The organism is Ahrensia sp. 13_GOM-1096m (assembly GCF_000620605.1).
Taxonomy (GTDB): Bacteria; Pseudomonadota; Alphaproteobacteria; order Rhizobiales; family Rhizobiaceae; genus Ahrensia; species Ahrensia kielensis.
In genome coordinates this window covers 277,943-291,619 of record NZ_JIAX01000006.1, presented here as the reverse complement: position 1 = coordinate 291,619, position 13,677 = coordinate 277,943, and the positions used below count along the sequence as shown (strand labels likewise).

At 48.2% G+C, this 13,677-nt stretch carries 11 protein-coding genes and 1 tRNA gene; 7 read left to right on the top strand and 5 right to left on the bottom strand.

Annotated elements, in window-relative coordinates; genetic code table 11:
- Positions 1-188: 188 nt before the first annotated feature.
- Positions 189-929, bottom strand: coding sequence for an SDR family oxidoreductase (locus tag N530_RS0101770; RefSeq protein WP_026479286.1), 741 nt, complete (start codon positions 927-929; stop codon positions 189-191).
- 253 nt (positions 930-1,182) lie between these two features.
- On the opposite strand from N530_RS0101770, the gene pyrC reads away from it, so the two are divergent.
- Complete coding sequence (gene pyrC, locus N530_RS0101765) at positions 1,183-2,247, top strand: dihydroorotase (protein ID WP_026479285.1); 1,065 nt, start codon at positions 1,183-1,185, stop codon at positions 2,245-2,247.
- Positions 2,248-2,274: 27 nt separating this feature from the next.
- Positions 2,275-2,976 carry an orotate phosphoribosyltransferase gene (locus N530_RS0101760; RefSeq protein WP_026479284.1) on the top strand — a complete coding sequence of 234 codons (702 nt, stop codon included), beginning with the start codon at positions 2,275-2,277 and terminating at the stop codon, positions 2,974-2,976.
- Between the two features lie 56 nt (positions 2,977-3,032).
- Here the strand turns inward: N530_RS0101760 and doeB are convergent, their stop codons facing one another.
- Together doeB and N530_RS0101750 are read right to left on the bottom strand one after the other, a co-directional pair.
- Positions 3,033-4,022: a N(2)-acetyl-L-2,4-diaminobutanoate deacetylase DoeB gene (gene doeB / locus N530_RS0101755; RefSeq protein ID WP_026479283.1), complete on the bottom strand. Its 990-nt coding sequence runs from the start codon at positions 4,020-4,022 to the stop codon at positions 3,033-3,035.
- On the bottom strand, positions 4,022-5,203 hold the full coding sequence (locus tag N530_RS0101750) for a M24 family metallopeptidase (protein ID WP_026479282.1): 1,182 nt from the start codon (positions 5,201-5,203) through the stop codon (positions 4,022-4,024). Before N530_RS0101750 ends, doeB begins: the two co-directional genes overlap by 1 nt.
- 268 nt (positions 5,204-5,471) lie before the next feature.
- Here N530_RS0101750 and N530_RS0101745 point away from each other — a divergent pair, with 268 nt between their 5' ends.
- The 5 genes from N530_RS0101745 to zigA all read left to right on the top strand — a co-directional run bounded on the left by N530_RS0101745 (position 5,472) and on the right by zigA (position 11,812).
- Positions 5,472-5,954: an Lrp/AsnC family transcriptional regulator gene (locus N530_RS0101745; RefSeq protein ID WP_035266208.1), complete on the top strand. Its 483-nt coding sequence runs from the start codon at positions 5,472-5,474 to the stop codon at positions 5,952-5,954.
- Positions 5,955-6,198: 244 nt separating this feature from the next.
- Positions 6,199-7,578 (top strand): aspartate aminotransferase family protein, encoded by a 1,380-nt coding sequence (locus N530_RS0101740; RefSeq protein ID WP_026479280.1) that lies wholly within the window; start codon positions 6,199-6,201, stop codon positions 7,576-7,578.
- Between the two features lie 221 nt (positions 7,579-7,799).
- Positions 7,800-9,017: a glutamate 5-kinase gene (gene proB / locus N530_RS0101730; protein WP_247869163.1), complete on the top strand. Its 1,218-nt coding sequence runs from the start codon at positions 7,800-7,802 to the stop codon at positions 9,015-9,017.
- 259 nt (positions 9,018-9,276) lie between these two features.
- Entirely contained in the window at positions 9,277-10,515 is a 1,239-nt protein-coding gene (locus N530_RS0101725) for a metallochaperone AztD (protein ID WP_026479278.1), read from the top strand.
- Between the two features lie 70 nt (positions 10,516-10,585).
- The gene (gene zigA, locus N530_RS0101720) at positions 10,586-11,812 is read left to right on the top strand and encodes a zinc metallochaperone GTPase ZigA (protein ID WP_026479277.1); all 1,227 of its coding nucleotides are present in this window, start codon (positions 10,586-10,588) and stop codon (positions 11,810-11,812) included.
- A 181-nt stretch (positions 11,813-11,993) separates the two neighbouring features.
- On the opposite strand, the gene N530_RS0101715 is transcribed toward zigA, so the two are convergent.
- A tRNA-Arg gene (locus tag N530_RS0101715) sits at positions 11,994-12,070 on the bottom strand.
- A 110-nt stretch (positions 12,071-12,180) separates the two neighbouring features.
- A complete protein-coding gene (locus N530_RS17250; RefSeq protein WP_035266058.1) occupies positions 12,181-13,662 on the bottom strand; it encodes a HAMP domain-containing sensor histidine kinase in 1,482 nt (493 codons plus the stop codon).
- Positions 13,663-13,677: the final 15 nt, after the last annotated feature.

Genomic DNA, 13,677 nt, shown 5'->3' with positions numbered 1-13,677 from the left:
GCTTCAACATCACGCGGCGAGCAGTAGCAATTTTTTAGCGCAGATTTCACTTAAAAGCTTTAGCTGCAATGAGATTGCCTGTGGAAATTACCGTATACCTTAGCGAACCTGAACATGGCTTTAAGCTAGTGAAAGAGAACAGGCAACAGAAACGACCAATAGGCTGCCCAGCGGGCTGATTGAAACATTCATCCGCGACCGATAAAAGGCATGTTCGTTGCCATAACAGTCATAAACTGAACATTAGCGCCAAGTGGTAAATTCGCCATGTGTAGAACTGAACTTGCAACATGAGCAACATCCATCACAGGTTCTGATTTTATGGATAAATCCGCTTGCGGAACACCTTCCACCATTTCCTTGGTCATATCAGATGCTGCATTTCCAATATCGATTTGGCCACAGGCTATATTATAGGGGCGTCCATCAAGTGAGATTGACCGCGTTAAACCGGTAATCGCATGTTTGGATGATGTGTAAGGTGCAGAACCTGGACGCGGCGCTGAAGCAGAGACAGACCCATTATTGATAATACGGCCACCTTGTGGTTTTTGCTTACGCATAAGGTTAAATGCGCCGCGCGCGCATAAAAATGCACCGTTCAAATTTACATTAATGACTTTGAGCCAGTCTTCGGCTGACACATCGCCAATCGGTGCGGCAGGTACGTTATTACCCGCATTGTTAAACAATATATCGAGCCTGCCATATTTATTTTCGATGCTATCGAAAAGCGCGTCAACTTGCTCAGGCTGCGTAATATCGCTGGCAATCGCTTCACAATCATTGCCAATTTCTACAGCGGCTTTGTTCAGCTTTTCCTGATTTCGGCCTGTGATAATGACAGTATAATCATTATGAGCGAGTGTTTTTGCACATGCCAAACCAATACCGGACCCACCGCCTGTAACTAAAGCTATTCGTGTCAAAGCGCCCTCCTATAAATAATTTAGGCAACATTCATACTGTATCATTCACCCCGAGATGCAATGACTGATTATGGAGCAAAATGTCTTCGCGCAAGGTGTAAAACCCTTGGATTTGACACATAGAACAAGCGCTTGGTCTTGCGCTTTTTCCCAATGCAGGTATTTCCACGCATACCAAGTTTAGAAACACCCATTTTATTTCCGCTTACCTGCGGAACAGTATAATCTGGACCATCGGTACGGAGACCCAGCAATGAGCCAATCTGAATTCATCATCAGAAAGCCTGACGACTGGCATCTTCACTTGCGCGACGGCGATATGCTCAAAGCGGTGGTTGGCCATACAAGTGAGCATTTTGCGCGCGCCATCATTATGCCCAATCTCGTACCGCCAGTTATTACGACTGCGCAAGCCAGTGAATATGCGAAGAGAATTAAAGCTGCTGTTCCAGTGGGGCATAAATTCGAACCGCTGATGACTTTATATCTCACCGAAACAACAGATTTGAGCGATCTCGTTGCCGGTGCTGAGAGCGGCCTTATCAAGGCTGTAAAACTATACCCAGCAGGCGCAACAACCAATTCTGAAAGCGGCGTTCGTAACTTCGAAACGATCGTTCCGATTTTGGAAAAGATGGCTGAAATAGGTCTGCCTCTTTTGGTGCATGGTGAGGTTACAGATCCTCAGGTTGATATATTCGACCGCGAGGCTGTTTTTATCGAACGTGTGCTTGATCCAGTTCGCACCAAAGTCCCTGAACTCAAAGTCGTCATGGAACACGTAACGACAAGTGACGGTGTTGATTATGTAATGTCTGGCGGCGACAATATTGGCGCGACGATCACCACGCATCATTTAATCATCAACCGCAATGCCTATCTGGCGGGCGGTATCAAGCCGCATTATTATTGCCTGCCTGTTGCCAAGCGCGAAGAACACCGCCTTGCCCTTAGAAAAGCTGCAACCTCTGGCAATGCGAAGTTTTTCCTTGGAACAGATTCTGCCCCACATCCTGATGGTGCAAAAGAAGCAGCATGCGGCTGCGCTGGCATTTACACATCCCTCAACACATTGAGCTGTCTTGCCCATGTGTTTGAACAGGACGGAAAGTTGGAAAATCTGGAAGCATTTGCAAGTTTGAATGGCCCGGCATTTTATGGATTAAAGCCCAACGATCAGCGCGTTCGTTTCACCAAATCTGAAACACCTATTGCATACCCAGACAAAATAAACGTTCAAAACGACAAAGTAACTGTATTTGACCCCGGCTTTCCATTATTTTGGAAACATGAAGAGATTAGCACCGACACCATTTGAGCGCTGCGACCTATAGAAGGCACAATGATGAACACAAGTAACTTTCCTGACCGCGAATTAATGGCCGAAATGACGGCGAAAATGCTGCTGGAGATCGGCGCTGTTCATTTTCGCCCCGAAGAGCCTTATATGCTCACATCGGGCCTCGCGAGCCCTGTCTATATCGACTGCCGCAAGCTGATTTCTTATCCGCGTATCCGCAGCACATTGATGGATTTTGCCGCTGGCGTGATTTTGCGTGATATCGGTTTTGAACAAATCGAAAGTGTTGCTGGCGGTGAAACAGCAGGCATACCTTTTGCGGCATGGATTTCTGAACGCCTTGCACTGCCGATGCATTATGTACGTAAAAAGCCAAAAGGCTTTGGCCGCGATGCGCAAATCGAAGGCAATTCCGTTGATGGCAAGCGCGTTTTGCTGGTTGAAGACTTAACAACCGATGGCGGCAGCAAGATCAAATTCTGTGAAGCGATACGCCAAGCTGGTGGTGAAATCTCAGATACAATTGTTGTGTTCTATTATGACATCTTCCCAGAAGCCGTCGAGAACCTTCAATCAATCGGCCTCAACTTGCATTACCTTGCCACATGGCGCGATGTTTTGGCTGTATGCCAAAAGAACAATTACTTCGACAAAGAAACATTGGCGCAAGTCGAAAGCTTTTTGGATGATCCACTGACTTGGTCTGGTGCCCATGGCGGCGTGACCAAAATTTCATCAGTCGACTAATCAAATTATATCTAGCTGCCGTCACCCAGTTTTAAAACGGCAGCTAGATTTTGCGACTATAATTGAACCGCAACCAACCCAACAAAATCACCCATTTTAATGAGACCCGGAACGTGGCGTGCGGTGAGAATACCCTCACGCTTAGCCTTCAAAGTTTCTGGCTGCTGGCCCGTGCGATCACTTGGCCACACGCGAGCGATTGGCTGGCCTTCACTTACAACATCGCCAAGATCAACAAGGTATTCAATCAGTCCCGCCGTTTCAGCAAAAACGAAACAACTCTCATCGGGCATATCAAGTTGCACCGTTTCACTAAGCTCAATTGTGCCAGACAATATTCCGGCATGAATAAGCAAATTACGAATGCCCTTTTTAGCAATCGCCACACTGCGCGCAGTTGATGTTCCGGCACCGCCAAGCTCGGTGGTGACAAAGACTTTGCCTTGCGTCTCTACCTCTGTGTCAAACATGCCGACATTATCGATCTCAAGCATGCGCACAGAATATGGCGCATTGAACGCTTGCATCGCTGCCATACAATCTCGTTCTTGCGCCTTATTGTCCAAGACATGTGCTGCTGCAAAAGGAAGGAAATCTAACGTTCGCCCGCCTGAATGAAAGTCCAGAACGATGTCTGCCATCGGCACAAGTTCAGTGGCTATATAATGACATATTTTTTGTGTGACCGTACCATCAGGACGCCCTGGAAAGCTGCGGTTCATATTGTTGCCATCTATCGGTGAACAGCGAAGCCCTTTAGAAAAAGCAGGTAAATTCATCATTGGCAGAATTATCACGCGGCCTTTTATATCGTCAGGTCGCAGGGATGCAGCAAGGTCCTGCAAAGCGATAGGGCCCTCATATTCATCGCCATGGTTGCCCCCTGTTAAGAGTGCGGTCGGGCCATGCCCGTTTGCAACAACAGTGATCGGTATCATCACCGAACCCCACGCACTATCATCGCGGCTATAGGGAAGCTTCAAAAAGCCATGATGTGCACCATCTTCATCAAAGGGTATCGTCGCGCTAATCGGATTTTTACTCATCATTTTACCCATAGTTCCCGAGGTGTTGTGCATAGGCATTCATGACCACTTTCGGTGATCAAAATCGGCTCGGTAATTTCCAGCCCACCATCGTCTAGCCACAGCGCAGGCATGAAGTGAAATGTCATACCGGGCTCTAAAATAGTAGTGTCGCCGCGGCGAAAAGATATCGTGCGCTCACCCCAATCTGGCGGGTAGCTCAAGCCGATTGCATATCCGCAGCGGCTGTCTTTTTCAAAACCTGCTTTATTAAGCGTTGCGTTGAATGCGTTGGCAATATCTTGCGCTTGATTGCCCGGTTTTGCTTGCGCTAAGCCCGCATCAATTGCATCAAGTACCGCGCTTTCAGCATCTCTGTATTTCTGCGGCACATCGCCTAAAAACAAGGTTCGCGATTGCGGACATTGATACCGACGGTGCGCGCCCGCTATTTCGAAAAAAGTTGCTTCATTATTTTCCATGGGGCGATCATCCCATGTCAGATGCGGCGCGGTCGCATCCATACCGGACGGCGCCATTGGCACGATGGCTGGATAATCCCCCCAAAAACCATCTGCGCCACGAATACCAGTCACGTAAATTTCCGCGATTAAATCGTTCTTGCGCATACCCGGTTCAGCGCATTCCAAAATACGTGCATGCATCGCTTCGACGATACGCGCTGCGCGCTGCATATATTCAATTTCCCGCTCTGATTTGACCGCGCGTTGCCAGTTCACAAGGCCAGAACAATCCTTGAAGTTGGCTGTAGGCAGTCCCTCAAGTAGCTTCATATGCGCGGTGGCGGAGTAATAATAATTATCCATCTCAACGCCAATATTTGCTGTCTCAAGACCAAGCTCGGACAGTAAAATAGCGAGCTCTTGCATCGGATGCTTGTCAGGATTTTGCACAAACGTATCGTCATATCCGCGAATATTATCTTCATTATCCATAAACACGGTACGGCGTGCGCCCAGCACATCCATTGCGCGGCCCCACCAGATAGGGTCGCCCTCATGTGTCAGAATTACCCCTTGATAGACATAGAACGACCACCCGTCATAACCGGTCAACCAAGACATATTCGAAGGGTCGCACACGACAATCGCCTCAAGTCCAGCAGCAGACATCGCTAGCCGCGTTTTGGCAATACGGCGCTGATATTCGGCATTCGTGAAGTTTTTCTCGTAAGTTGCCATCTGACGAACCGTGCCTTTCTAATTGCCACAGGGGCAAGTTTCAAACGCAATATCCTGAACACCGGCTCCGGTCAGATCAGTGATTGTGTGTTTTGAGTTGGAGCGATTTGGCACTTGCGATAAGTACCTCCCCATCTCCGCTCGCTTACGGTCTGTGTAAATTTTCTCCACGTCAAGGTCAGTTTTTGCCTATCGATTTTGAGTATCTTTCAAAGCACCCAGCATCCGCAATTGACAAGCAGGTTGGCTTATCCGAAACGATATGACGATGAAAACCCAACGCCTCGACAAGATTGATCTCAGCCTTTTGGCCGCCCTTGCCAGAAATGGTCGCTTGAGCAAAAGCGAACTTGCACGCCGCGTTGGACTTGGCACAACATCATGCTGGGAAAGAATACAGCGGCTTGAAGAAGCTGGTGTGATTACGGGATACCGCGCTGAGTTTTCCCTTCGCGCACTGGGCCCTACGGTCACTGTTTTCGTTATGATTGAACTTGGTGAGCACCGCGCACAAGACTTTGATCAATTCGAACGCGAAATGGCAAAGCACGATGAAATTACCGGCTGTTGGGCACTTGGCGGCGGTTATGATTATCTAATGCAAGTCGTCACCCGCGACATCGACAGTTATCAATTGCTGATTGATAATGTTCTGGAGCAACGGGCCGGCGTAAAGCGCTATTATAGCTATATCGTTACAAAACCGGTCAAGGATGCGCCGCCGCCTTTTGAAATACTCTCTCAGAAATAGGCTTTTCTTCCGATGTATTTTCGGAAAACACGACTAATCTGCGAATAATTTTCGCTGCCAGTTATGATAGTTTGTGACCACCAATCTTCTTTCTAATTGAGGCTGATGTGTCCAAGCTCGTTAACATCCGGCATTCGCCAAACTAAACGACCGCAATATGCTGCGAAGGGCCGCGCATCGACTTGGAAGTCTTTACTGAAATAAATATGTTTGCCGCGACTGGGCTAAAACAAAGGAAAAAGAGATGAATAAGCAGCTTACCAATGATCAATTAACGCAGTGGGACCACGATCACTTTTTCCATCCGTCCACCCATCTTGGTCAGTTTGCACGCCGCGAAATGAGCAACCGCATTATCACAGGCGCAAACGGCGTTTATATCACAGACCGCGAAGGGCGCAGTTCGCTTGATGCGTTTGCTGGCCTCTATTGCGTCAATGTTGGTTATGGCCGCACGGAAATTGCCGATGCTATTGCCGAGCAAGCCCATGAGCTTGCCTATTATCATTCCTATGTTGGCCATGGCACCGAGGCATCTATCACGCTTTCAAAGATGATTGCAGAACGCGCGCCGGATGGCATGAATCATGTCTATTACGGACTTGGTGGTTCTGATGCCAATGAGACAAACATCAAGCTGGTTTGGTATTATAACAATGTTCTTGGCCGTCCTGAAAAGAAGAAGATCATCTCGCGTTGGCGCGGTTATCATGGTTCGGGTCTCGTAACTGGATCGCTGACAGGGCTTGAGCTTTTCCATAAAAAGTTTGATCTGCCGCTTAGCCAAATCCTTCACACCGAAGCACCTTATTATTACCGCCGCAATGATCTATCGATGAGCGAAGAGCAGTTCTCTGCCCATTGTGCAGCAGAGCTTGAAGCTATGATCGAACGCGAAGGCGCAGATACAATCGCTGCATTTATCGGCGAGCCTGTTCTTGGCACGGGCGGCATTGTGCCGCCGCCTAAAGGTTATTGGGATGCGATCCAAAAGATTTTGAACAAACACGATATTCTTTTAATCGCCGATGAGGTTGTCACTGGCTTTGGCCGTCTCGGCACAATGATGGGCTCTGATCATTACGGCATGAAGCCGGATATCATCACGATCGCGAAGGGGCTTACTTCTGCCTATGCGCCATTATCAGGCTCAATCATTTCTGACAAAATGTGGGCCGTGCTGGAACGTGGTACAGATGAGAATGGTGCCATTGGACATGGGTGGACATATTCTGCGCACCCAATTGGCGCGGCCGCTGGTGTCGCAAACTTGAAACTTTTGGACAAGCTTGATCTTGTTTCTAACGCACGCAACATTGGCCAATATCTCAACCAAGCTATGGCTGAGGCTTTGGGCGAACACGCTCATGTTGGCGAGATTCGCGGAGAAGGCATGTTATGCGCTGTCGAGCTGGTCAAGAACCGCGATAACCGCACATTCTTTGATGCATCGGAAAAACTGGCACCGCGCATTGTTGGTAAGATGCTGGAACACGGTGTCATCGCACGCGCTATGCCACAAGGCGACATTATTGGCTTTGCGCCTCCATTCTCGTTATCACGTGAAGAGGCGGATAAAATTGTTGAGGCAACAAAAGCTTCCATCATTGAAATTTTAGGCTGATCGGCCCCGCCGCACATACAATTGTGGAGCCATAATTTGGCTTCACATATAAAGACTTAAGGCCTCCCCATAAGATATCTGAACTGTATTTGATGAGCGCAATCTTGCTCATCAAACTCGGTTTCTGTTCACCAAGCCGCTCACCCATTTGCATTCTAGTGCCGACTGCATGTTATACAGCAGCGAATCAATTGAAGGGCACTGCCGTAAGTTTGCTTCGCATGGTGCAAATCACGCACATATGTTGCCCGTTAATCAGAATATTATCGGAGGTCACTGTGCCAAAGAAAAAGAAAATCGTTGTCAAAATCGGATCCAGCCTATTAGCAAATAGCGATCGATTGACGCTTAGATATGCCTTTATGAACGGCTTGATGAGCGATCTCGCACAATTGCAAAAAGAAGGCCACGACATCATTCTGACGTCATCGGGTTCTGTCGCGCTGGGCCTCAACATGATTGGCAAGCGTCCTGAAGATGCAGGCATCATGGACAAGCAAGCGGCGGCGGCCTGCGGGCAGCCCCTCTTGATGAACGCTTACCGGCAAGTTGCCTCAGAGCATGGAATGGGTGTTGCTCAAATGCTGGTAACAGCTGGCGACATGGAGGAGCGTAGGCGGTTTTTGAACATTAAAAACACCATGATGCGGCTACTTGAAAGCGACATCATGCCTATCGTGAACGAAAATGATTCCATTGCTACGCATGACTTGCGCGTGGGAGATAATGACCGTCTATCGGCTAAAGTCGCTCAGATGATTGAGGCAGACCTATTGGTCATTCTGACCAGTGTAGAAGGTCTTTATGACCGTGACCCATCTGATCCCGATGCTAAATTTATTTCTGAAGTGGAAGATGTGAGCCAACATCTAGAATCAACCACCAGCATCAGCGCTTTGGGTAGTGGCGGCATGTTGACCAAAATGCAGGCCGCGAGCATGGCGCAGCATGCGGGCGTCGAAACGATTATTGCAGATGGCATCATCGAACGTCCAATCTCATCGGTCCTAAACAATGAACGGCGCTATACGCGCTGCCTTGTCACTGGTGAAACGGCAACGCCGCTCAAAATTTGGCTTAGCAACCGATTGCAGGTGTCTGGTACACTCGTCGTTCCTAAAGATGTGGCAGCCGCCGTGATAACAGGAAAATGTGGCATCAACCGAAGCAATATAATTTCAATTCAAGGCGAATTCACAAAAGGCGATGTACTACATGTCTATGATGAAGACGGCACGGAAGTCGCGCGCGGCCTAACAAACTTCTCCTCAGAAGAAACAATGCTGATGGCACGCCATCTTGATATGCCGGTTGAAGACGTTATCGGCTACAAGACCAAGAGCGATGTTATTGCTGCAGAGAACATTTTAGTTCTTGAAGAGACCCACCTTCCGCTCGATGCGCCGGAAGATGATCAAAGGGTCGTCGTGCAAATTTAGTTTCACACGTTCAACAGTTCAAAAATCATAGCTATGGAGCAGATATCTTTGCCACGCCGAAGCCTGCTCCATACACTTTGTAATAATAAGACTTGTATTTAATCACCATGCAGCAGTTTTCACCTGCCCGCTGCTTAAGTATACACAGCTAGTCTCTTTTCTATATCTGAAATGTAAGTTCAATTGCCTGCTGCAGAGTAGACAAATGGGATAAACATGAATATTAAATGTTACTGTATAACATTACAGAAAGATTTTCATGTTAAAATTCCGTCATCAACTCGCCCTTCTTTCAGGAGCAATTTCGCTATCGTTAGCGGCATCAGTCACGACAGTGTTGGCTGATGATGAAACAAAAGAAGTTTGGCGTTTATTTGTATCAGATCAAGCAGAGTCCAAAGTAACGGTTATCGACCCTACTGAAGGCAAAATCCTCCAGCAATTTACGACAGATGGCTATGTGACCCATCTTGTGCCCAGCCAAAGTGGTGAAACACTGTTTGCAGTGCAAATGGACCATGATGCTGTCAATGTCATTGCAAGCGGCATTTCCCTTTCAGGGCACGGTGATCACAGCGATATTGAGATCGAAAAATCGAAAATATTACCTATGAAACTAGAAGGCGCGCGGCCTGTGCATGTGATCCCTCACGGTGATAAAATGGTTCAGTTCTTTGACCGTGAAGGTGAAGCTAGAGTCTATTCAGAACATGAACTTCTAGAGGGTAACGCAGATTATAAAACCGTCAAAACGGCAGCGCCACATCACGGCGTGGTCGTTCCGATGGGAGACTACTTTCTGGCTTCTGAACCCAATCTTATGGTTGAAACCAAAGCCGATGAACTGCCGCCACGTCTTGGCGTAAAAGCCATAGACAAAAATGGTGAAACGGCTCGCGATGTTGCCACCTGCACCGGCCTGCATGGTGAGGCCCATTCAGCTGGGCTCGTTGCTTTTGGTTGTGAAGAAGGCGTTATTATTGCCAGCGTTGATGGCAGCAATGTGCCAGAATTTAAAATGTTAGAATATAGCGTTGATATGCCTGAAGGACAGGTGGGAACACTTGCGGGCGGCAAAGCTATGCAATTCTTCTTGGGCAATTATGGCGCGGACAAGCTCGTCATTATCGATCCTTCTACCGTCAATCCCTATCAGGTGGTGAACCTTCCAGTACGTTATGTCAGCTTCGCCCTTGATCCTGCAAATGTGAAAATCGCCTATGTTTTCACCGAGGACGGCAAGCTGAGTGCACTCAATATATTAAGCGGAAAGCTTGAACATTCCGCTCAAATTACTGAACCTTATAGCAAGGATGGTCATTGGCGCGATCCACGTCCAAGAATTGCTGTGATGGGCGATATTATTGCCGTTACCGATCCGAGCAAAGGGCTTGTCCGTCTTCTTGATAGCAAGAGCTTTAAGGAAGAAAAAACGATCACAGTTGAAGGCCTTCCCTTCAACATAACCGCCATCGGTGGATCTGGTCTCCAACACTAACACTTAACCGGAGGTAGAAAGTTCTGCCTCCGGTGACATTAAACATAGTCAACTCAATGTGAGACTAATCATGATTTCCCAATCCAATGACGCACGCTTACCCGTTACTGTACTTTCTGGCTTCTTAGGTGCAGGCAAAACAACACTGCTCAACCATGTTCTCAACAACCGCGAAGGACGCCGCGTTGCTGTTATCGTGAACGATATGAGCGAAGTAAATATTGATGCGGACCTGATACGCGAAGGCGGGTCTAACCTCTCGCAAACCGATGAAAAATTGGTCGAGATGACCAATGGTTGCATCTGCTGCACATTGCGCGATGACCTGTTGGCAGAAGTAAGACGCTTGGCTGACGAAGACCGGTTTGATTATCTCCTCATCGAATCTACAGGCGTATCGGAACCATTACCCGTTGCCGCAACATTTGAGTTTCGCGATGATCAAGGCGCTAGCCTTTCCGATGTCGCTAGACTTGATACGATGGTCACAGTTGTTGATAGCGTTAACCTGCTCAATGATTATTCAAGCCATGACTTCATTAAAGATCGCGGCGAAAGCCTTGGCGAAGAAGACGACAGAACGCTTGTCGACTTACTTGTGGACCAAATCGAATTTGCCGATGTTGTCATCCTGAACAAGTCGGGCGCGGCCGAACCGCAAAAGCTAGACGCTGCCCGCAAGATCATCACGGCATTGAACCCTGATGCGCGCATTATCGAAACTGATTATGGCGTGGTTAAACAAAACGATATTTTCAATACGGGGCTGTTTGACTTTGATACCGCTCATGAGCACCCACTTTGGGCAAAGGAACTTTATGGCTTTGCCGATCATATTCCAGAAACCGAAGAATATGGTGTTTCGTCTTTTGTTTATCGCGCTCGGCGACCTTTCGCTCCCCAACAGATACACGACATACTCAACGGCCCATTGCCTGGCGTTATTCGCGCCAAAGGGCATTTCTGGATCGCCACGAGGCCTGAATGGGTTGCAGAGTTTTCGCTTGCTGGCGCATTAAGCAGCATTAAGCCGCTGGGCACATGGTGGGCGAGCGTTCCTAGAGAGAGCTGGCCGGAACAGGCATCCGTTTCCAAGTATATTGAAAAACATTGGAGCGACGCTTTCGGCGACAGGCGGCAGGAAATCGTGTTTATCGGCTCTGATATGGATAAGGAAGCCATTACAGCTGCGCTCGACAATGCATTGATAGGCAGCGAAACCAAGTTTGAACCCGAACTATGGACCAAGCTTTCTGACCCATTGCCAAATTGGCAACGTGCGCCACAAGCAGCATAGTTTTAACTTCATCATCTAAAATGGATATGGCAGTCAATCGGTCGAGGAGCCTCTACATGGCATCTGGACCAGACTTGCCTGTCCATTCACAATAAACGCCTATTGATCAGCGTCGACGCTGAAACAGCAAGCATTACATCGCCGCTACTCGGACAAAGCAATTACTTAAATTATTTGGAAATGGTGCACCCGGGAAGATTCGAACTCCCGACCCCTTGATTCGTAGTCAAGTGCTCTATCCAGCTGAGCTACGGGTGCGTGACGCTAATGCACTGCATTGCGACTTGGCGGTTGGTAGTCCTTCGAAAACAAAAATGCAAGTGTAGAATTGCAGGTTTTTCACTCTAAACTGAATTTTATCGCGCCAATCAGTTTTCCGACGGGTTTAACCCTGTCATTGTTTCCTTCGCCGCTAACTTATCCCCCAAGATTTGCGGAAGATGAATCTCGAAATGAGTACCAACCGTGCGCCCTTCGCGAAGTTTGATTGAACCACCATGTGCGGTGATTAACTCATGCGCAATGGCAAGGCCAAGGCCCGTACCGTTGTGGCGTGCAGAACCCTTGAATGCAGAGAACAGATTGTCCAACGCTTTTTGAGGAAGGCCGGGACCTGTGTCTTCAACGTGAATGATGATATTTGCGCCGTCTTTCGTTGCAGATATATCAAGGCGCTTAATGGATGACGGCATTTGATCATCACGCATCGCTTGAACGGCGTTACGGCACAGATTGTGAAGCACACGAAACAACTGTTCAGGATCAGCATCCACCTCAAAGGCATTATCCACAGCCGATGCAAACTCTAAGCCTTCATCCGCAGCAACACCTAAATGATCACGGACATCTTCAATGACCGATGATAACGCAATGCGGCGGCGCTCTGGGGTCTGCTCCTGCGCCTTGCCGTAGGAAAGAACATCATTGGTGTAATTAACGGCGCGGTCGAGTGTGCGAACGAGTTTTGGACCAAAGCGTTTCACTGCCGGATCATCGCTATCAGCCAGCATATCAGACATGAGCTGGGCCGAGGCCAATATGTTGCGCATATCATGATTTATTTTGGAAACCGCCAACCCAAGATCGGCCAAGCGCTTTTGGCTGCGTAACGTATTCTGCATTTGCCGCTGCATTGAAGTAAGTTCGCGCGCGGCAATCCCCATTTCATCATTGCTATCTTTAAACTGAGTAATGGCATCAGGCGCAGATGGGTTTGCGGCAAATTTTAACATTGAACGCGTTATCGCACGGGCCGGCTTGATCATGATGCGATTGATTGCAAGGAAAACGAGCAGCGCCGTGAGCACAGATATCAGCAGGGAAATGAGAGCCACATTGCGCGCATAAATCAGCATCGCCTCGCGCAGCTTGTCATCTTTGAGAACCATTTCGATTATTTGTTCTGAATCGCCAATTTTCCCCACAACCCGCAGCGCTTTATCGCCGCCAAAAACCATCGTATCGAACGCATCAACAATTGCATCAATAGGCGAAAAACTATTCACGTTGACCATGTCATCGACTTGCGGCGGCATTTGAGCAACAACAACCAGCCGTGCAACTCCACCCGTGCGCAAAGCGATTGCTTTTGCACCAGTGGCCATCAACACTTCATCTTGCGCTGCTCGTGATAAATCTGCGCTTGTTTCGGTTGAAATCAAAACACTCGCAGCGCCAGCGGTGTTCAGGCGCTCCTTCAGCCATTCAATTCGAAAATTGGCGACCGAAGGCACAAACATCAATATTTCTGCAAACAGCACGAATAAAATCGTGAGCCCCAACAATTTGGATGAAAGGCTACGCGTGGCGCTTACTTTAATTTTGTTTGTATCGGCTACATCAGCAGACATTGAGGAACCTTCTTT

Bases quoted from the DNA above. Each gene is read 5' to 3' on its own strand.
- N530_RS0101725 (WP_026479278.1), top strand. From the start codon at position 9,277: ATGTTAAAATTCCGTCATCAACTCGCCCTTCTTTCAGGAGCAATTTCG.
- N530_RS0101750 (WP_026479282.1), bottom strand. From the start codon at position 5,203: ATGGCAACTTACGAGAAAAACTTCACGAATGCCGAATATCAGCGCCGT.
- N530_RS0101740 (WP_026479280.1), top strand. From the start codon at position 6,199: ATGAATAAGCAGCTTACCAATGATCAATTAACGCAGTGGGACCACGAT.
- zigA (WP_026479277.1), top strand. From the start codon at position 10,586: ATGATTTCCCAATCCAATGACGCACGCTTACCCGTTACTGTACTTTCT.
- pyrC (WP_026479285.1), top strand. From the start codon at position 1,183: ATGAGCCAATCTGAATTCATCATCAGAAAGCCTGACGACTGGCATCTT.
- proB (WP_247869163.1), top strand. From the start codon at position 7,800: ATGGTGCAAATCACGCACATATGTTGCCCGTTAATCAGAATATTATCG.
- N530_RS0101745 (WP_035266208.1), top strand. From the start codon at position 5,472: ATGAAAACCCAACGCCTCGACAAGATTGATCTCAGCCTTTTGGCCGCC.
- N530_RS17250 (WP_035266058.1), bottom strand. From the start codon at position 13,662: ATGTCTGCTGATGTAGCCGATACAAACAAAATTAAAGTAAGCGCCACG.
- N530_RS0101760 (WP_026479284.1), top strand. From the start codon at position 2,275: ATGAACACAAGTAACTTTCCTGACCGCGAATTAATGGCCGAAATGACG.
- doeB (WP_026479283.1), bottom strand. From the start codon at position 4,022: ATGAGTAAAAATCCGATTAGCGCGACGATACCCTTTGATGAAGATGGT.